19 protein-coding genes are annotated in these 18,370 nt (G+C 60.9%); 8 read left to right on the forward strand and 11 right to left on the reverse strand.

Annotation, left to right across the window (positions count from 1 at the left end; all coding sequences use genetic code 11):
* Positions 1-126: 126 nt before the first annotated feature.
* The 3 genes from uvrA to B9Z50_RS02790 all read left to right on the forward strand — a co-directional run bounded on the left by uvrA (position 127) and on the right by B9Z50_RS02790 (position 4,223).
* Positions 127-3,066, forward strand: coding sequence for an excinuclease ABC subunit UvrA (gene uvrA, locus B9Z50_RS02780; RefSeq protein ID WP_370463050.1), 2,940 nt, complete (start codon positions 127-129; stop codon positions 3,064-3,066).
* A gap of 53 nt (positions 3,067-3,119) precedes the next feature.
* Entirely contained in the window at positions 3,120-3,509 is a 390-nt protein-coding gene (locus B9Z50_RS02785; protein WP_108362125.1) for a glutaredoxin domain-containing protein, read from the forward strand.
* Between the two features lie 90 nt (positions 3,510-3,599).
* Entirely contained in the window at positions 3,600-4,223 is a 624-nt protein-coding gene (locus tag B9Z50_RS02790; RefSeq protein WP_108362126.1) for a CYTH domain-containing protein, read from the forward strand.
* A gap of 7 nt (positions 4,224-4,230) precedes the next feature.
* On the opposite strand, the gene B9Z50_RS02795 is transcribed toward B9Z50_RS02790, so the two are convergent.
* The 4 genes from B9Z50_RS02795 to B9Z50_RS02810 form a co-directional block, all read right to left on the reverse strand.
* Positions 4,231-4,494: a Txe/YoeB family addiction module toxin gene (locus B9Z50_RS02795; RefSeq protein WP_108362127.1), complete on the reverse strand. Its 264-nt coding sequence runs from the start codon at positions 4,492-4,494 to the stop codon at positions 4,231-4,233.
* Positions 4,491-4,745, reverse strand: a complete 255-nt coding sequence (locus B9Z50_RS02800) for a type II toxin-antitoxin system Phd/YefM family antitoxin (RefSeq protein WP_108362128.1) — start codon at positions 4,743-4,745, stop codon at positions 4,491-4,493. Before B9Z50_RS02800 ends, B9Z50_RS02795 begins: the two co-directional genes overlap by 4 nt.
* Before the next feature lie 93 nt (positions 4,746-4,838).
* Positions 4,839-5,246 carry a PaaI family thioesterase gene (locus tag B9Z50_RS02805; RefSeq protein ID WP_108362129.1) on the reverse strand — a complete coding sequence of 136 codons (408 nt, stop codon included), beginning with the start codon at positions 5,244-5,246 and terminating at the stop codon, positions 4,839-4,841.
* Positions 5,243-5,602 (reverse strand): MerR family transcriptional regulator, encoded by a 360-nt coding sequence (locus B9Z50_RS02810; protein WP_108362130.1) that lies wholly within the window; start codon positions 5,600-5,602, stop codon positions 5,243-5,245. Before B9Z50_RS02810 ends, B9Z50_RS02805 begins: the two co-directional genes overlap by 4 nt.
* Positions 5,603-5,743: 141 nt before the next feature.
* On the opposite strand from B9Z50_RS02810, the gene B9Z50_RS02815 reads away from it, so the two are divergent.
* Positions 5,744-6,919, forward strand: coding sequence for a serine hydrolase (locus B9Z50_RS02815; protein ID WP_108362131.1), 1,176 nt, complete (start codon positions 5,744-5,746; stop codon positions 6,917-6,919).
* A 27-nt stretch (positions 6,920-6,946) separates the two neighbouring features.
* Entirely contained in the window at positions 6,947-8,566 is a 1,620-nt protein-coding gene (locus B9Z50_RS02820) for a long-chain-fatty-acid--CoA ligase (RefSeq protein ID WP_108362132.1), read from the forward strand.
* A 48-nt stretch (positions 8,567-8,614) separates the two neighbouring features.
* Here B9Z50_RS02820 and B9Z50_RS02825 read toward each other — a convergent pair whose 3' ends face one another.
* Both B9Z50_RS02825 and B9Z50_RS02830 read right to left on the reverse strand, forming a co-directional pair.
* The gene (locus B9Z50_RS02825) at positions 8,615-8,929 is read right to left on the reverse strand and encodes a hypothetical protein (RefSeq protein WP_108362133.1); all 315 of its coding nucleotides are present in this window, start codon (positions 8,927-8,929) and stop codon (positions 8,615-8,617) included.
* Between the two features lie 221 nt (positions 8,930-9,150).
* Positions 9,151-9,768, reverse strand: a complete 618-nt coding sequence (locus B9Z50_RS02830) for a glutathione S-transferase family protein (RefSeq protein ID WP_108362134.1) — start codon at positions 9,766-9,768, stop codon at positions 9,151-9,153.
* A gap of 220 nt (positions 9,769-9,988) precedes the next feature.
* Here B9Z50_RS02830 and B9Z50_RS02835 point away from each other — a divergent pair, with 220 nt between their 5' ends.
* Both B9Z50_RS02835 and B9Z50_RS02840 read left to right on the forward strand, forming a co-directional pair.
* Positions 9,989-11,176: an acyl-CoA dehydrogenase family protein gene (locus tag B9Z50_RS02835; protein WP_108362135.1), complete on the forward strand. Its 1,188-nt coding sequence runs from the start codon at positions 9,989-9,991 to the stop codon at positions 11,174-11,176.
* Between the two features lie 42 nt (positions 11,177-11,218).
* A complete protein-coding gene (locus B9Z50_RS02840; protein WP_108362532.1) occupies positions 11,219-12,268 on the forward strand; it encodes a serine hydrolase in 1,050 nt (349 codons plus the stop codon).
* 15 nt (positions 12,269-12,283) lie between these two features.
* Here B9Z50_RS02840 and B9Z50_RS02845 read toward each other — a convergent pair whose 3' ends face one another.
* Together B9Z50_RS02845 and pyrF are read right to left on the reverse strand one after the other, a co-directional pair.
* Positions 12,284-12,697, reverse strand: a complete 414-nt coding sequence (locus tag B9Z50_RS02845; protein ID WP_108362136.1) for a VOC family protein — start codon at positions 12,695-12,697, stop codon at positions 12,284-12,286.
* 194 nt (positions 12,698-12,891) lie between these two features.
* Complete coding sequence (gene pyrF, locus B9Z50_RS02850) at positions 12,892-13,734, reverse strand: orotidine-5'-phosphate decarboxylase (RefSeq protein WP_199221651.1); 843 nt, start codon at positions 13,732-13,734, stop codon at positions 12,892-12,894.
* Positions 13,735-13,768: 34 nt separating this feature from the next.
* On the opposite strand from pyrF, the gene B9Z50_RS02855 reads away from it, so the two are divergent.
* Positions 13,769-14,656, forward strand: a complete 888-nt coding sequence (locus B9Z50_RS02855) for a DMT family transporter (RefSeq protein WP_108362534.1) — start codon at positions 13,769-13,771, stop codon at positions 14,654-14,656.
* Positions 14,657-14,701: 45 nt separating this feature from the next.
* Here B9Z50_RS02855 and lpxC read toward each other — a convergent pair whose 3' ends face one another.
* The 3 genes from lpxC to ftsA form a co-directional block, all read right to left on the reverse strand.
* Positions 14,702-15,625 carry a UDP-3-O-acyl-N-acetylglucosamine deacetylase gene (gene lpxC / locus B9Z50_RS02860; protein ID WP_108362137.1) on the reverse strand — a complete coding sequence of 308 codons (924 nt, stop codon included), beginning with the start codon at positions 15,623-15,625 and terminating at the stop codon, positions 14,702-14,704.
* Between the two features lie 156 nt (positions 15,626-15,781).
* The gene (gene ftsZ / locus B9Z50_RS02865) at positions 15,782-16,996 is read right to left on the reverse strand and encodes a cell division protein FtsZ (protein ID WP_108362138.1); all 1,215 of its coding nucleotides are present in this window, start codon (positions 16,994-16,996) and stop codon (positions 15,782-15,784) included.
* A 135-nt stretch (positions 16,997-17,131) separates the two neighbouring features.
* Positions 17,132-18,361: a cell division protein FtsA gene (gene ftsA / locus B9Z50_RS02870; protein WP_108362535.1), complete on the reverse strand. Its 1,230-nt coding sequence runs from the start codon at positions 18,359-18,361 to the stop codon at positions 17,132-17,134.
* Positions 18,362-18,370 lie beyond the last annotated feature (9 nt).

Consider the following 18,370-nt stretch of genomic DNA (forward strand, 5'->3'; position numbering starts at 1 on the left):
AAAAGAACTCAAAAAGCCCCAAAACGGGTAAATGCAAAAGCCGAATTGTCCCTGATTGGCGGGCCCCAGCGCCCCGCAAGAGGTCAAAGGGGATAATCAAAGGTTTTGCTGATCTGGCTGCCCCACGTGAAATTTGCCGACCCTTCTCTCTTGCCCGACGAACCCGAATCCGCGCGGTATCTGGCCTCAGCGCTGAGGCAGACCCACATCAGCGTGCGCGGGGCGCGCACGCACAACCTCAAAAATATCGACCTCGACATCCCGCGCAACCAGCTGGTGGTGATCACTGGGCTGTCAGGCTCGGGCAAGTCGAGCCTGGCTTTTGACACGCTGTACGCCGAAGGCCAGCGCCGTTATGTAGAAAGCCTGTCGGCCTATGCCCGGCAGTTTTTGCAGCTGATGGACAAGCCCGATGTGGACCTGATCGAGGGCTTGTCGCCCGCGATTTCCATCGAACAAAAAGCCACCAGCCACAACCCGCGCTCCACCGTGGGCACCGTGACCGAGATCCACGACTACCTGCGCCTGCTGTACGCCCGCGCGGGCACGCCCTACTGCCCCGACCACAACCTGCCCCTGCAAGCGCAGACCGTGAGCCAAATGGTGGACACCGTGCTGGCCCTGCCCGATGACACCAAGCTGATGATCCTCGCGCCGATTGCGCGTGAGAAAAAAGGCGAGTTTGAAAAAGTCTTCGAGCAAATGCAGGCCCTGGGCTATGTGCGCTTTCGCATCAATGGCCAGACGGTGGAGGTGGAAGACCTGCCCACACTCAAGAAAACCGAGAAGCACAACATCGACGTGGTGGTGGACCGCATCAAGGTCCGATCTGAGGAGGACGCCAAAGCCAGAGACGCCCTGCGACAGCGCCTGGCCGAGAGCTTTGAAGCCGCGCTGCACTTGGCCGAATTTCGCGCTGTGGCACTCGAAATGGACACGGGCAAAGAACACCTGTTCAACGCCAAGTTCTCATGCCCGGTGTGCACTTATTCCATCAGCGAGCTGGAACCGCGCTTGTTCTCGTTCAATTCGCCCATGGGCGCGTGCCCGACTTGCGACGGCATTGGCAGCATGGCGTTTTTTGACCCGGAGCGGGTCGTCGCCTTCCCTTCGCTCAGTTTGGCCAGTGGCGCCATCAAGGGCTGGGACCGGCGCAACGGCTTTTACTTCAGCATGCTCGAAAGCCTGGCCAAGCATTACCAGTTCGACATCGAAACCCCGTTTGAGAAACTCACACCTAAGCACCAACAAGTTTTGCTGCACGGCTCGGGCGATGAAGAAATCAAGTTCAGCTACACCATGGAGTCCGGCGCCTCGCAGGGCAAGAAGGTCAGCAAGAAGCACCCGTTTGAAGGAATCATCCCCAACATGACGCGGCGCTACCGGGAGACCGACTCGGCCGTGGTGCGCGAAGACCTGGCGCGTTACCGCAACATACAAGCCTGCACCAGCTGCCACGGCACGCGCTTGCGGCGCGAGGCGCGACATGTGCGCATTGGCGAAGGCGATCAGGCCCGCGCCATTTACGAGATCAGCCACATCACCCTGGGCGAATCGCAGCAGTATTTTCAGGGCCTGAAAATGCACGGGGCCAAGGCCGAGATCGCCGACAAGGTGGTTCGCGAGATCGCGCTGCGCCTGAAGTTTTTGAACGATGTGGGCCTGAATTATTTGAGCCTGGACCGCAGCGCCGACACCCTGAGTGGCGGCGAATCGCAGCGCATCCGGCTGGCCAGCCAGATCGGATCAGGGCTGACTGGCGTGATGTATGTGCTGGACGAGCCCAGCATCGGATTGCACCAGCGCGACAACGACCGCCTGATCGGCACGCTGCAACACCTGCGCGACATTGGCAACAGTGTGCTGGTGGTCGAACACGACGAAGACATGATCCGCGTGGCCGACCACGTCATCGACATGGGACCGGGTGCTGGCGTGCACGGTGGGCGCGTGATGGCGCAAGGCACTTGCGCCGACATTTTGGCAGCGCCCGACTCGGTCACCGGCCAATACATGTCGGGTCGCAAAAAGATCGAGATCCCCAAACGCCACAAGGCGGGCAAGGACTGCATCGAGATCATTGGGGCCAGTGGCAACAACCTGAAAAACGTGAATGTGAAATTCCCCGTCGGTCTGCTGACCTGCGTGACGGGTGTATCCGGCTCAGGCAAATCCACCTTGGTCAACGACACGCTCTACACCGCCGCCGCACACCAGATCCACCGAGCGCACGACGAAGCAGCAGCCCACGAAGAGATCAAAGGGCTGGAGCATTTCGACAAGGTCATCAACGTCGACCAGTCGCCCATTGGCCGCACGCCCCGCAGCAACCCCGCCACCTACACGGGCCTGTTCACCCACATCCGCGAGCTGATGGCCGAGGTACCTGCTGCACGCGAACGCGGCTACGGCCCGGGGCGTTTCAGCTTCAACGTGAGTGCATCGTCGGGTGGTGGCCGCTGCGAAGCTTGCCAAGGCGACGGCATGGTGAAAGTGGAGATGCACTTTTTGCCCGATGTGTACGTGCCCTGCGACGTGTGCCACGGCATGCGCTACAACCGCGAAACGCTGGAAGTGCAATACAAAGGCCAGAACATCGCGCAGATCCTGAACATGACGGTGGAAGCTGCGCACCAGTTCTTCAGCGCCGTGCCCAACATCGCGCGCAAGTTGCAAACGCTGCTCGACGTGGGCTTGACTTACATTCGTCTCGGCCAAAGCGCCACAACACTCTCGGGCGGGGAAGCGCAACGCGTCAAGCTCGCGCTGGAGCTGTCCAAACGCGACACGGGCCGCACGCTGTACATCTTGGACGAACCCACCACTGGCCTGCACTTTGCCGACATCGATTTGCTCCTCAAGGTGCTGCACCAGCTGCGCAACGCGGGCAACACCATCGTCATCATCGAGCACAACCTCGACGTGATCAAAACCGCCGACTGGTTGATTGACATGGGCCCTGAAGGCGGCGCAGGCGGCGGCACCGTGCTGGGCGAAGGCACGCCCGAGCAACTGGCCAAAAACAAGGCCAGCTTCACGGGCCACTATTTGGCGCGATTGCTTTGATGGCGCCGCTTGCCCTTATTTTTTCTAACCACTTTTGATTTTTTGAGACCCCTATGAAAACCCTGATCCGTGCTTTTTTCCGAACCCTGCGCATCGTGCTCGGCCCCGTCATGCTGCTCAAAGAACGCCTGACGCGGCCCGCCGCCATTGAGCGAGTTCCTGCTGCACAAAGCGCCGTGGACTTGCAATGCCAAAGCCTGGTGCTTTACCAATTCAGCACTTGCCCTTTTTGCATCAAGGTACGCCAGGAAATGCACCGCTTGGCTTTGCCGATTGAGCTGCGCGACTCACAAAACAACAGCGCCCACCGCAGCGAACTGCAGCAAGGCAGCGGCGGCACCCAAGTGCCCTGCTTGAAAATCACCGACAGCAACGGCCAAACCCGCTGGCTCAAAGAATCGTCCGCCATCGTGGCTTATTTTCGCGAGCGCTTTGCGGCCTGATGCCTCTGCGATCTGATGGCCCAACCTGCGTGAAACCCTGTCATTTGCAAGTCGCCTTCAAGTCCGACATGCCAGATTGAAAAGCAGTCCATGGAAACCGAACTCAAACTCAGTCTGAACAAAACAGACCTGCCTCGCCTGTTGTCTCACCCTCTGCTGGCGGGAGCAGGCAGCACGCAGCGGCTGCTCAACACCTATTTCGACACGCCCGACCTGGCCCTGCAACAACGCCGCATGGCGGTGCGTGAGCGGCTGGCAGGCGATCAGTGGCTGCTCACCGTCAAGACCGCGGGGCAGAGCGAAAACGGTCTCTCGCGCAGGCAAGAGTGGGAAGAGTCGACCACGCCGGGTGCTCTGCAGTTCGATACGCTGGTAGATGACGCCACATTGGCGCAAAACCTGATGGCTTTGCGCCCCAACCTGCGGGCGCTGTTTTGCACCGATTTCCAACGCCAGCGCTGGGTCCTCACTCACGATGGCGCACAAATTGAAGTGGCGCTGGACCAAGGCCACATCCATGTGCCCGGCACCGATTTGAGTGAGCCACTGCTGGAGCTGGAACTTGAATTGCTCAGCGGGCCCGAATCCGCTTTGATGGCTTTGGCCTATGTGCTGCGCCAGGCACCACAAGGCCCCGTGGGCCTCACGCCCAGCGATGCGAGCAAGGCGCAAAGAGGCATGGCGTTGTGGGCAAAGACCGCCACCACGGCTTGAAAAACGATTACTGGTAATGCCCCCTGCAGGCAATCACCGTCAATTCCACATCGTCCACAGCGTAGACCAGTCGATGGACGTCATCAATGCGCCGCGACCAGTAGCCAGACAAATTGCCCAGCAGCGGCTCGGGCTTGCCGATGCCTTCAAAAGGATCACGCCGGGCAGCATCGATCAACAGGTTGATGCGTTTGAGCGTCTTTTTGTCCTGTCCTTGACAGTACAGGTAATCACGCCAGGCAGGCGACGTGAAGGCAATCCCTCGGCTCATGGGGCGATCAGTTCACGGCGTTTGGCTTTGCCGGCTTTGTGCTCAGCAATGGATGCAGCCAAGTGGGCGGCATTGGCGGGGCTGGAGAGCAAGTACAAGGTTTCGGCCATGCTCTGGTAGTGCGCCATGGACATGACCACCGCATCCCCGCCATCTCGGCGGGTGATGATGGTGATGTCAGCGTCGTCTTCCACACCGTCCAGCACGGACTTCAGTCCGTTGCGTGCTTCGGAATAACTGATGATTCGCATGATCGTGACTTGTTCAATATATTGGACAAGTATTGTAGCTTTTTAAACCCCTTGGTGGCGATGGACGCTCAAGGGCATTCGCGGCTGTATGGGTCACGCGGCAACCACCGTGAGCAAGGTCTGGCCGTTGGCCACCAGCTTCTCGCCTTCTGAATCCACCGCAAACAAATCACAGCTGGTGAACACCTGCGCTTTGCCCGGTTTGACCACCCGGGCCCGAGCAATGAATTTTTGCCCCACCGCAGGGCGCAGGCAGTTGACAGAAAAGTGGGCCGCCAACAAATTCGGCCCCGCCACGGTGCCGGCTGCAAAGCCGCACGCGGTGTCGATGAGTGTGCCGATCAGGCCCGCATGCAAATAGCCTGAATACTGCCCCACCTCTGCACGCCAAGGCATCTGGATTTCCACAAATCCGGGTTCGGCCACGGTCACCTCGATGCCGCACCAGCGGTTGAACTCGGCCATGGCGTTGATCTTTTTCAGCATCTCCAATGGGGTCATGGTTTTTTCCTGGCTTGGGTTTTGAACCACCCGATGTGGTCCATCAGCTTTTGGCGAAGCGCTTGTTGCTCGCTCATGAGTTGGTCGATTTCGGCCACACGCTGATGGATCGCCTCGATCATGTCTTGCGCTGACAGCTTTCCCGCTTTGAAGCGCGGCAAATACTCGGCAATGAAGGGCAGCGAGAAACCCATCTCACGAGACATGGCGATGAAGATGACGTACTTCACGGTTTTCTCGTCGTACTTGCGGTAACCATTGGGGAGCCGCTGGCTTTCAATGAGGCCGTCGGCCTCGTAGCGACGCAAGCGGTGCACCGACACCTGGGTCTTGGCAGAGAGTTCTGAAATGCGCATGAATTCAGTCTAGCAAGGCTCGCACAGCACGAGGGTTAAGGACTTTGACGCATCGGAGACAAGCCAAAGCGCCCGCTGCGCCGCAAGTGATACCCCAGACCACAAGACTGGTGTACAAAACACCTTCAACCGGAGCCCCCAATGACCATTCACACCGCTTTGCCCCACGCCCAACCCACCGATGTGGGCCTGTGCCCCGAGCGCACGCAGCGCCTGATGGACGTGCTGCGGCGCGAAGTGGACAGCGGCAGGTTGCCGGGAGCTGTGGCCATGGTGGCGCGGCGTGGACAGATCGCCTTGTTGGAAGCTGTGGGTCAGCAAGACCCGGCAACGGGCGCGCCCATGCAGACCGACAGTATTTTCCGCATCTATTCGATGACCAAGCCGGTGGTGTCGGTGGCGGTCATGATGCTGGTCGAGCGCGGAAAATTGCTGCTCTCCGACCCGGTCAGCCGCTGGTTGCCTGAATTTGCCCACCAACAAGTGGCCACCGCCCACGGGCTGGAGCCGGTGCGCAACCCTGCCACCGTGCAAGACCTGCTGCGCCACACGGCCGGGCTGACCTATGAATTTTTGGGCACATCGCCCGTGCAGCAGCAATACGGCCAAGTGAAGATTGCCTCACGCGAGCGCACCAATGCCGAGTTTTCGCAAACGCTGGCGGCGCTGCCTTTGCAATTTCAGCCCGGCAGCGTGTGGGCCTACAGCCGCGCCACCGATGTGCTGGGGCGATTGGTCGAGGTGGTCAGCGGTCAAGGCTTGGGGGCGTTCCTGCAAACCGAAATTTTTGGCCCGCTGGGCATGGTGGACACCGGCTTTGCCGTGCCGCCCGAACACCACCACCGCATCGCAGAACCCTTTGCGCACGACCCCGACGGCGGTGTGCCGATGAAGGTGTTGGAGCCGCGCCAAGCGCCTGCCATGGAAGGCGGCGGCGGCGGCCTCATGTCCACCGCCATCGACTACATCCGCTTTTTGCAGTGCTTGCGCAACCGGGGCGAGCTGAACGGCGTGCGCCTGCTGGGCCCGCACACGGTGGACTTCATGACCGCCGACCACTTAGGAAACATCCCGGCCGATGGCACGCTGCTGCCCCCGGGCCACGGCTTCGGTCTCGGGTTTGCAGTGCGCACGCACTTGGGCCTCTCGCCCGTGCCCGGCTCGGTGGGACTGTATTACTGGGGCGGCATCGCGGGCACCACTTTCTTTGTGGACCCTGCGCTCGACATGTATGCCATGCTGATGGTCCAGGCACCCAACCAACGAGATTACTATCGGCCCTTGTTCCGCGACTTGGTGTACGCGGCGCTGCTGTAAATCATTCAAAACACTGGAGACAAAACCATGCCTCAATCCGGCCTCATGATGAACCGCCCCCTGCTCATTTCGGGCATTCTTGAACACGGCGCTGCACAGTTTGGTGAACAGGAAGTCGTCTCACGCGAGACCCACGGCCCGCTGCACCGCAGCACCTATGTCGAGGTGGCTCGCCGCTCACGCCAACTGGCCAACGCCCTGGCCCACATGGGCCTGCAGGCGGGCAGCGCGGTCGGCTCGATCGCCTGGAACAACCACCGCCACTTGGAAGCCTATTACGCGGTCTCGGGCAGCGGCATGGTCATGCACACCTGCAACCCGCGCCTGCACCCGCAACAGCTGATCTATGTGATCAACCATGCCGAGGACGAAGTGGTGCTGTTTGACGCCACCTTTGCACCGCTGGTCAAAGGCATTGCGGCGCACTGTCCCCAGGTTCGCGCCTGGGTGTGCTTGGCCGATGCGGCCAACACGCCCGCCATCGAGGGCGTGAGCGTGCTCAACTACGAAGATCTGATCGCAGCGCATTCCACCACCTTTGCTTGGCCTGAGCTGGATGAGAACACGGGCGCAGCCCTGTGCTACACCTCGGGCACCACCGGCAGCCCCAAGGGCGTGCTGTACTCGCACCGCGCCATCGTGATGAACGCGACCACCGGCTGCATGCCCGATGTGCTGGGCCTGTCCACCCAAGAGACCATCTTGCCCGTGGTGCCCATGTTCCACATCAACGCCTGGTGCATCCCTTACGCCGCACTGATTGCAGGCGCCAAGCTGGTCTTGCCTGGCCCCAAACTCGACGGCCCCAGCTTGTACGAGCTGATGGATGCCGAGCAGGTCACCATCAGCGCGGGCGTGCCCACCATCTGGATGGGCCTGATCCAGCACGTCGAGCAAAACAACCTGCGCTTTGCCCACATGAAGCGCACCTGCGTGGGTGGCTCGGCCATGCCCATGGCGCTGATCGCCAAGTTCATGGACACCTATGGCGTAGAAGTGCGCCACGGCTGGGGCATGACCGAAACCACCGCCGTGGCCACCATGAGTTTGCTCACCCGCACCGACCGCCAAAAACCTGCGGCCGATCAACACGCCATCGTGGCCAAGCAAGGCCGCGCGGTTTCGGGCATCGAGATCAAAATCGTGGATGAAAACGGCGCCACCCTGCCCCGCGACGGCTCATCTCAGGGTGAGCTCATGGTGCGCGGCCAGTGGATCGTGGAGCGGTACTTCAAGGCCGAAAAAACCGCGCTGGTGGACGGCTGGTTCCCCACGGGCGACATCGCCACCATCGATGCACAAGGCACCATGCAAATCCGCGACCGCACCAAGGACGTGATCAAGACTGGGGGCGAGTGGATCAGCTCGATCGACCTGGAAAACGCCGCCGTCGGTCACCCGGCTGTGGCCATGGCCGCCGTCATTGGCGTCAAGCACCCGAAATGGGACGAGCGCCCGCTGCTGTTCATCGTGCGCAAGCCGGGCCAAAAGGTTGAGAAGCAAGAGATCCTGGACTTTTTGGCCACCAAGGTCGCCAAGTGGTGGGTGCCCGACGACGTGGTCTTCCTCGAATCCCTGCCCGTGGGCGGCACGGGCAAGGTGCAAAAGAACGACCTGCGCAAGGATTACGGCGGCGTGTTCAGCTGATGCCCCAGCCCAGATTGCCGCGCTTCGCTCGCAATGACGATAGGACGCTTATCGCCATTGACCCTGGGCCGTCATCGTCATCGCCATTGACGATTGGCCCCTCATCTTCATTGACCTTGGGCTGTCATCCTCATTGACCTTTGAGCCGTCATCGCGAGGTACGAAGCGATCCATGGATTGCCGCGCTTCGCTCGCAATGACGGGTAAAAACGACACCGTGCCCTCTCCCGTCATCGCGAGGTACGAAGCGATCCAGGGATTGACGTGCTTCGCTCGCAATGACGGTGGGAAGCTTATCGCGATTGACGGTTGGCCGTCATCGTCATCGTCATTGACGATTGGCCCCTCATCGTCATTGACCATGGGCTGTCATCCCCATTGACCTTTGAGCCGTCATCGCGAGGTACGAAGCGATCCATGGATTGCCGCGCTTCGCTCGCAATGACGATAGGACTCTTATCGCCGTTGACCTTGGGCCGTCATCCCCATTGACCTTTGAGCCGTCATCGCGAGGCACGAAGCGATCCATGGATTGCCGTGCTTCGCTCGCAATGACAGGTTGCGGGGAGGCAATGCACGGATCCTCAAACCCTGGCGCTGGGACGCTCACTCATGCGGTCGCGCCAAGCTTGCAGGGCGCTCATGCCCTCGTCGCCGGGCACGAACTTCATCAAGCCCCGCGCAAACTCCAATGCACAAAACGCGGTGATGTCGGCGATGGTGAAACGATCACCTGCGATGAAAGGCTGGGTTTGCAGGCGCTGGTCAAAACCGCGTGCCACCTCGCGCACCTTCTCGGCCTGAGAGCGGCCGAACTCGGGGAACTGCGGTTTTTCTAAAACCGCGAGCCCCGGGTGGCTGTGGCGGATCGCGTTCGCTATGCCACCCAGCAAATACAACTCCACCTGCCGGTCGGCCATCTCAATGAAACCGCGCTCGTCGCCCACGCCCATCAGGTTGGGTTCGGGGTAGCGGCCCTCCAGCAAGGTGCAGATCGCCCGCGTCTCAGTGATCACGCGGCCATCGTCCAGCTCCAGCGCAGGCACCTTGGCCAGCGGGCTTTTGGCCAGGTATTCGGGTGTGCGGTGCTCACCACCGTTCAGGTCCATGTTGACCATCTCGATGCCGGTGATGTTTTTCTCGACCAAGAACATCAAGACTCGGCGAGGGCTGGGGGCGCGGTGGGCGGTATAGAGCTTCATGGTTTTCCGTTTCGGGCTGGGGCATGTTCACGTTGCATGCCCATGCCCGGAAGACTAGCACCCGCCTGATCTGGCGCATGCCACGCAGATGACAGGCCCCACCAAGGCCAGGGCGCAGACACACGGGCGACACCCAGTCACAGGCCGGACAGAGTCTGACCGACGCAGGCTTTCCAATCGTCCCTGGAAACATGGATCAACCCTTTGAGAAAACCCGAGCATGAACTTCGACATTCCACCCGACATGGTTGCCCTGCGCGAGCGCACGCGTCAGTTCATTGCCGAACAGGTGATCCCTTTGGAAGGCGACCCGCGCCACGGCCCGCACGGCCCGTCCGAAGACCTGCGCCAGGAATTGATCGGCCGCGCACGCGCTGCGGGCCTGCTCACCCCGCACGCCTCTGTTGAAATGGGCGGCCTTGGCCTAAGCCACATCGCCAAAGCGGTGGTGTTTGAAGAAGCCGGTTACTCCAACCTGGGGCCTACCGCGCTCAACATCCACGCTCCCGACGAAGGCAACATCCATTTGATGGAAGCCGTCGCGACCCCGTCGAAAAAAGAGCGCTGGCTGCGCCCGCAGGTGGCGGGCCTCACGCGCTCGTGCTTTGCCATGACCGAGCCAGACCCCGGTGCGGGCGCCGACCCGTCGATGCTCAAAACCACCGCTGTGCGCGATGGCGACGACTACCTGATCAATGGCCGTAAATGGTTCATCACAGGCGCCGACGGGGCGGATTACGTCATCGTGATGGCGCGCATGGAAGACGGCACGGCCACCATGTTTTTGGCCGACATGGACCAGCCCGGCATCCACCACGAGCGCAGCATGGACACCTTGGACAACTGCTTCACAGGCGGCCACGGCGTGCTGCGCTTTGACAACCTGCGTGTGCCCGCCACCGACGTGCTGGGCGAAGTGGGCCAGGGCTTTCGCTACGCGCAGATTCGGCTGGCACCGGCACGCCTGACGCACTGCATGCGCTGGCTGGGGCAGGCGCGGCGCGCACACGACATCGCCCTCGACTACGCCAGCCGCCGCCACGCCTTTGGCAAGCCGCTGGCCGAACACGAGGGTGTGGGCTTCATGCTGGCCGACAATGACATCGACCTGCACACCGCCCGCCTGCACATCTGGCACACCGCCTGGCTGCTCGACCAAGGCCAAAAAGGTGGCTTTGAATCGAGCCGCGCCAAAGTGGCCTGCTCCGAAGCCGAGTGGCGCGTGGTGGACCGCTGCGTGCAGATTCTGGGTGGACAGGGCGTGACGGCCGAGACGCCCGTCATGCGCATTTTCATGGACATGCGCGCCTTCAGGATTTACGACGGCCCGAGCGAAGTGCACCGCTGGAGCATAGCGCGCAAACTGGTTTACAAATCACAGCAGGCCGCCAAAGCCGCGTTGGGCTAAGCGTCAGGACCCCTCCCCCCCTTTCTTGAAACGAGCATGCCCATGACCCCCTCACTTGAATCGGCCCTGGCATTCATCCAATCGTGCGAAACACCCTGGTCGCGTGACACGTCGCCGCCTTGGGGCATCCACGACGTGGACCCACCCCCCTACAACCGCTTGTATGGCCCAGTCCATGGCCGGGGGCCGGTGTCGGGTGTTTTGTTTCACCGGCACCAGCTGCTGGCCCAATGGGGTGAGCCCCACAAGGCGGACCTCACCTTCAGTGTGGCCAAAACCTACCTGGCCTTGCTGGCTGGTCTCGCCTTTGACCAAGGGCTGATCCAAGACGTCCACACCCCCGTGGTTCAGCAATGCCCCGGCATTGGCTTCGAGGGCGATCGTTTGTCGCGCATCACTTGGCACCATTTGTTGCAGCAAACCAGCGAATGGGAAGGCACCTGTCTGGGCATACCTGAACAAGTCGACCGCTACCGTTGGCTGACCTACCAAACCGGCCAAGCCGACGGCCAAAAAGGCGATGCCAGGCCACTGGGCGAGCCCGGTTCGCGGTATGAATACAACGACGTGCGCATCAACCAACTGTCATTGGCCTTGCTGCACCTGTTCAAGCGCCCGCTGCCCGAGGTGTTTGAAGAATTTTTCCGACAGCCCCTGGGTTGCGCTGACCCATTTCAATGGGTGGGCTACGAGCAAGGCTGGACCGAGGTCAACGGCCAACGGATGATGTCGGTGCCAGGCGGCAGTCACTGGGGGGGCGGCGTGTCCATCTCGGCCATGGACCAAGCGCTCATTGGCCTGATGCTCATGGGGCAAGGCCAGTTCAAGGGCCAACAAATCTTGTCGAAGCAATGGCTGCAGAGGATGCAGCAGCCCTGCGACGTCGCGCCCTACTACGGCTACCTGATTTGGCTCAACCAAGATGGCGTACTCTTCAAAGATGCGCCCCGCACCTCCTGGTTTGCCATTGGCGCGGGCTCTTCCATCACCTGGGTCGATCCAGAGCTGCAATTGGTCTGCATCATGCGCTGGATTGATGCCGGCAAAACCAACGACTGCATCGCCCAGGTGATGCATTCGTTGCAGCCCTGAAACAGGTGCTGAAGCTTACTTGGCGAAGAGGCTCTCGGGGTTGGCAAAGGCCTTGAACTCCACCGCGTTGCCGCAGGGGTCCAGAAAGAACATGGTGGCCTGTTCGCCCACCTGACCCTTGAAGCGGATATGGGGCTCAATGACAAATTGGGTGCCCGCTTTTTTGAGCTTGTCGGCCATGGCTTCCCACTGGCCCATCTCCATCACCAGCCCAAAGTGGCGCACAGGCACGTTGTCACCGTCGACCGCGCTGGTGTTGTGGTGACCGGCCTCTGAGGGGCTCAGGTGCGCCACGATTTGGTGGCCGTAAAAATTGAAGTCAATCCAGTGCTCACTGGAGCGGCCTTCGGGACAGCCCAACAAATCACCATAAAACGCCCTGGCCTTGGCCAAAGACGTGACGGGGAATGCCAAATGGAAAGGTTGCATGGTGCGCTCCGCCTGAAATCAAAAACCCATTCTGCACCGAACACCGTGCGGCGGGGGGGCATGTTGGTGACAGCAGGAGAGCAGATGGGCACGCAGCAGGGCCAACACCCCAGCCCGCTGCGATGGGTTTTTCAGTCACGCACGAGCGCCATTCAGCGTCAATGCATGTCAGATCACCCGGGCTCGCCCTGAATTCAGCCTTTGGCCGCTTCCAGCATGTCCCGCGTCTGCAGTGCCACTTGGCGAGCGGCTTGCTCAAAATCGTCACCGCTCGATGCATACAGCACCGCACGCGACGAGTTGACGATGATGGCCCCTGCGCTGGAGCCATCGGCATTCGCACGCCAGCCCGCCTTGACGGTGGCGACTGCGTCGCCGCCTTGTGCGCCCACACCGGGGATCAAGAAGGGCACGGTGGGGGCGAGTTCGCGCACGCGCTCGATCTCAGCCGGGTAAGTGGCACCCACCACCAAGCCCAGCTGTCCGTTCAAGTTCCAGGGGCCTTGGGCCAGTTGGGCGATGTGTTCGTACAAACGTGGCTGGCCATCCACCGAGGCCAGGCGCTGGTTTTGCAAATCATCACCGCCAGGGTTGGAGGTGCGGCACAACAAAAACGCGCCTTTGCCGTGGTACTTGAGATAAGGGGCCACCGAGTCCCAGCCCATGAAGGGCGACAGGGTCACGGCGTCGGCCCCATAGCGTTCAAAGGCTTCTTTGGCGTACTGCTCGGCCGTGGAGCCAATGTCGCCGCGCTTGGCGTCCAGGATGATGGGCACATGGGGGGCCACACGGCGCATGTGCTCCATCAGGCGTTCGAGCTGGCCTTCGGCACGGTGCGCCGCAAAGTAGGCGATTTGCGGCTTGAAGCTGCTGACCAGATCGGCTGTGGCGTCGACGATGCGGGCGCAAAAGTCGTAGATCTTGTTGGCGTCGCCCTTGTAGGCGGCGGGGAACTTGGTGGGTTCGGGGTCCAGGCCCACGCAGAGCATGGAGCCGTTTTGGCGCTCAGCGGCGCGCAGCATGTCGAGGAAGGTCATGTATCGATTTTAAAGCCCGTCTAAGATGCTGCCCATGCACAAGCTCTCACCGCGTCAATGGACCCTTCTGGTTTTGCTCACCTTAGTTTGGGGGGTCAATTGGCCCGTCATGAAGCTGGGGGTCACGGGTTTCCCACCACTGACCTTCCGCATGATGTGCTTGTGGCTGGGCGTGCCCATTTTGGGCATGGCGCTGGTGATCATGAAGGTGCCTTTTCGAATTCCGCGCGCCCACTGGCGGGAGCTGTTGGTGCTGGCGGTGTTCAACATGTTCATTTGGCAAGCGCTGATCATCGTGGCGGTGCAATCGCTCTCCAGCGGACGGGCGGCAATTTTGGGTTACACCATGCCCATGTTTTCGGCCCTATTGGGGGCCTGGGTGTTTGGCGATCAGCTGGCCAAGCGGTCGTGGGCTGGGGTGGCTGCGGCCAGCTTGGGGGTGGTTTTGCTGCTCTGGCATGAATTGTCCAACCTCAGCGGCCGCCCAGCGGGCGTGTTACTGGCCTTGGCCGCTGCCAGCAGTTGGGCATTGGGCACGCAATTGCTGCGGCGCACCCGCATACCTGTGCCAACTTTGGCCATCTCGTTTTGGATGACGCTGATGACGGCCGTGGTCATCAGCTTGCTGGCCGTGGGGCTGGAGCGTGAGCGTTGGATCAGTCCATCGCCCAGCAACTGGTTTGCCATCGTGTTCAATGCGGTGCTGGTCTTTGGCTTTGCGCATGCCGCCTGGTTTTATCTGGCCCGCAGTTTGCCGCCCGTGGCCTCCACGCTGAGTGTGATGTTGATTCCGGTGTTGGGCGTGTTCAGTGGGGCGCTTTGGCTGAACGAAATTTTGCACTGGCAAGACTGGGCGGCGGTGGGCTTGATGACCGCCTCCATTGCTTTTGTGCTGTGGCCCGCCAAAAAACAATCGGTCTGATCTGATGTCTCTAGGCCGATCGCGGCGCAGCAAGCGCCAAACCGTTCACCAAGCCGGTTGCAGTGCAGCAAAACCTTTGGGGGCCAAGCTGGACTTGTCAAAGGTCACGATCTCGTAGGCATCGGGTTGGGCCAGCATCGCGCGCAACAATTGGTTGTTCATGGCGTGGCCCGAGCGGAAGGCGCTGTAGGCGGCCAGCAGGGGTTTTCCCACGATGTACAGGTCGCCCATGGCGTCGAGGATTTTGTGCTTGACGAATTCGTCGTCGTAGCGCAAACCGTCTGAATTCAGCACTTTGTAGTCGTCCATGACGATGGCGTTGTCCAAACCACCGCCCAAGGCCAAGCCGTTGGCGCGCATCATTTCCACGTCTTTGGTGAATCCAAAGGTGCGGGCACGCGCGATGTCTCGCGAGTAAACGCCCTCAGACATGTCGAACACCACCTGCTGGCCGGTCGAGTCGACGGCGGGGTGTCTGAAGTCGATCTCAAAGCTGAGTTTGTAGCCATGAAAGGGCTCGAGTTTGGCCCATTTGATGTTGTTGCCCTCGCCTTCGCTGACCTGCACGGGCTTGAGCACACGCAAAAAGCGCTTGGGCGCGTTCTGCTCCACGATGCCCGCGCTTTGCAACAAGAAGACAAACGACGAGGCCGAACCGTCCAAAATTGGCACTTCCTCGGCGGTGATGTCCACATACAGGTTGTCAATGCCCAGACCAGCGCATGCCGACATCAGGTGTTCCACCGTGAAGACTTTGGCCTGGCCCACCGAGATGGTCGAGGCCAGCCGTGTGTCGGTGACCGATTCAGCCCGAACGGGGATGTCCACCGGCTCGGGCAAGTCCACCCGCCGAAAGACGATGCCGGTGTCGGGCGCAGCCGGACGCAGGGTCAATTCGACCCGCTGGCCACTGTGCAAACCCACGCCAACGGCCTGGGTCAGGGTTTTGAGGGTACGTTGAGCGAGCATTGGGGCATTTTAATTCGGACGATCTTGTCGTGTGCGGACAAGGTATTCAAGAAATCTTGGGACTTGTCCATTCAGGCGGCCATCAGCCGAAAAAAAAAGCCAGACCAGCAGGTCGCTGGTCTGGCCCGGGTCCACATCGCCCGCCGGGCGAATGGATCAGTCTGCTTGCTTGCGCAAGAAAGCCGGGATTTCGATGTCATCCATGCCGGCATTGGCCATGCCGTCCACACGCGCGGCGGCATGGGTGCGGTTGCTGCGCCAGATGGCCGGGGTGTTCATGCCTGCAGCGCCCAAGGCAGCAGTTACGCCCATTGGCGAGGCCACCGCCTCTTGCCCACCCATCATGAAGGGGGCGTTGTCGGTGCCGGTGCGCAGCACTTGCAAAGGAGGCGCTGTGCGACGCGCACCGGCCTTGGCCAAGCCTGTGGCCACCACGGTCACGCGGATCTGGTCGCCCAGGCTTTCGTCGTAAGCGGTGCCATAAATGACATGCGCATCTTCCGAGGCACAGTCGCGGATGGTGTTCATGGCTTGCTTGGATTCAGACAGCTTCAAGGAACCCTTGGCGGCGCTGATCAAAACCAGCACGCCACGGGCGCCCTTGAGGTCGACGCCTTCGAGCAACGGGCAAGCCACGGCTTGCTCGGCCGCGATGCGTGCGCGGTCAGGGCCGCTGGCGGCTGCGGTGCCCATCATGGCTTTGCCCGGCTCACCCATGACGGTGCGCACGTCTTCAAAGTCGACGTTCACATGGCCGGGCACGTTGATGATTTCGGCAATGCCGCCCACGGCGTTTTTCAACACATCGTTGGCGTGCGAGAAGGCCTCGTCTTGGGTCATGTCTTCACCACCGGGCAATTCCAGCAGCTTTTCATTGAGCACCACGATCAGCGAGTCCACGCTGGCTTCGAGTTCCTTCATGCCTTCGTCGGCATTGTCCATGCGGCGCTTGCCTTCAAAGTCGAAAGGCTTGGTGACCACGCCGACAGTCAAAATGCCCATCTCTTTGGCGATCTTGGCAATGACAGGCGCTGCGCCGGTGCCGGTGCCGCCGCCCATGCCAGCCGTGATGAACAACATGTGCGCACCTTCAATGGCCGAGCGGATGTCGGCTTCAGCGGCTTGCGCGGCTTCACGGCCTTTGTCAGGCTTGCTGCCTGCGCCCAGACCGGTTTGGCCCAGTTGCACAAAACGGTGTGCGGCGCTGCGTGCCAGGGCTTGTGCGTCGGTGTTCGCGCAAATGAATTCCACGCCTTGAACCTGGCGCTCGATCATGTGCTCCACGGCATTGCCGCCGCCGCCGCCCACCCCGATCACTTTGATCTGGGTGCCTTGGTTGAATTCCTCTGTTTGGATCATTTCGATGGTCATGTTACTTCTCCTAAATGGTTTGCAGTTGCCTGAAAATTTTCTAAATTCGTTTTGTTGTTGGGGTGTGTTATCAACATCGCAGCGGCCTGGTCAGAGGTGGGCTGCTTCTGGCCTGAAAAATCTGTGTCCAGTTCATCAGAAGTTCCCCACGATAAAGTCTTTGAATCGGCCAAAAGCGTTGTTCACCGAACTCTTCTTTTGGGTCACCTTGTAGCCGCGCAGGCGGGCCAAGCGAGCCTCTTCGAGCAGCCCCATCACAGTCGCTGCGCGCGGCTGGCTGACCATGTCGGCCAAACCGCCTGAATACTTGGGCAAGCCCCGGCGCACCGGCTTGAGGAAAATGTCCTCGCCCAATTCGATCATGCCCGGCATGACCGCGCTGCCGCCCGTGAGCACAATGCCCGAAGACAGCACTTCTTCGTAGCCCGACTCGCGGATGACCTGGTGCACCAGCGAGAAAATTTCTTCGATGCGCGGCTCGATCACGCCAGCCAAGGCCTGGCGGCTGAGCATGCGTGGTCCCCGATCACCCAAGCCCGGCACTTCCACCTGGGCGTCCGGGTCGGCCAGCAATTGCTTGGCGTAACCGCTTTCGACCTTGATGTCTTCGGCATCCTTCGTTGGCGTGCGCAAGGCCATGGCAATGTCGCTGGTGATCAAGTCACCGGCAATCGGGATGACGGCCGTGTGGCGGATGGAGCCGTTGGCAAAAATCGCCACGTCGGTCGTGCCCGCGCCGATGTCCACACACACCACACCCAGCTCGCGCTCGTCTTCGGACAACACGGCCAGGCTCGACGACTGGGGATTGAGCAGCAGCTGGTCCACTTCGAGGCCGCAGCGGCGCACACACTTGATGATGTTTTCGGCAGCGCTTTGGGCGCCGGTGACGATGTGCACCTTGGCTTCCAGGCGCATGCCGCTCATGCCGATGGGCTCTTTGACCTCTTGGCTGTCGATGACGAACTCTTGGGGGGCCACCAACAGCAGTCGCTGGTCGCTGGAGATGTTGATGGCCCGTGCCGTCTCCATCACGCGGGCCAGATCGGCCTGGGTGACTTCCTTGTCCTTGATGGCCACCATGCCACTGGAGTTGATGCCCCGAATGTGGCTGCCCGTGATCCCCACATTCACACGGGTGATCTTGCAGTCGGCCATCAACTCGGCTTCTTTGAGCGCTTGCTGGATGCTTTGCACCGTCGCATCGATGTTGACCACCACACCACGCTTGAGACCATTGCCCGGGGCGATGCCCAGCCCGGCAATCTTGAGCTGACCGTCGGCCATGACCTCGGCCACAACGGCCATGACCTTGGACGTTCCGATGTCCAGGCCCACGACCAGATCTTTGTACTCTTTTGCCATTTCAACCAC

This window comes from Limnohabitans sp. Bal53 (genome assembly GCF_003063355.1).
GTDB lineage: Bacteria > Pseudomonadota > Gammaproteobacteria > Burkholderiales > Burkholderiaceae_C > Limnohabitans_A.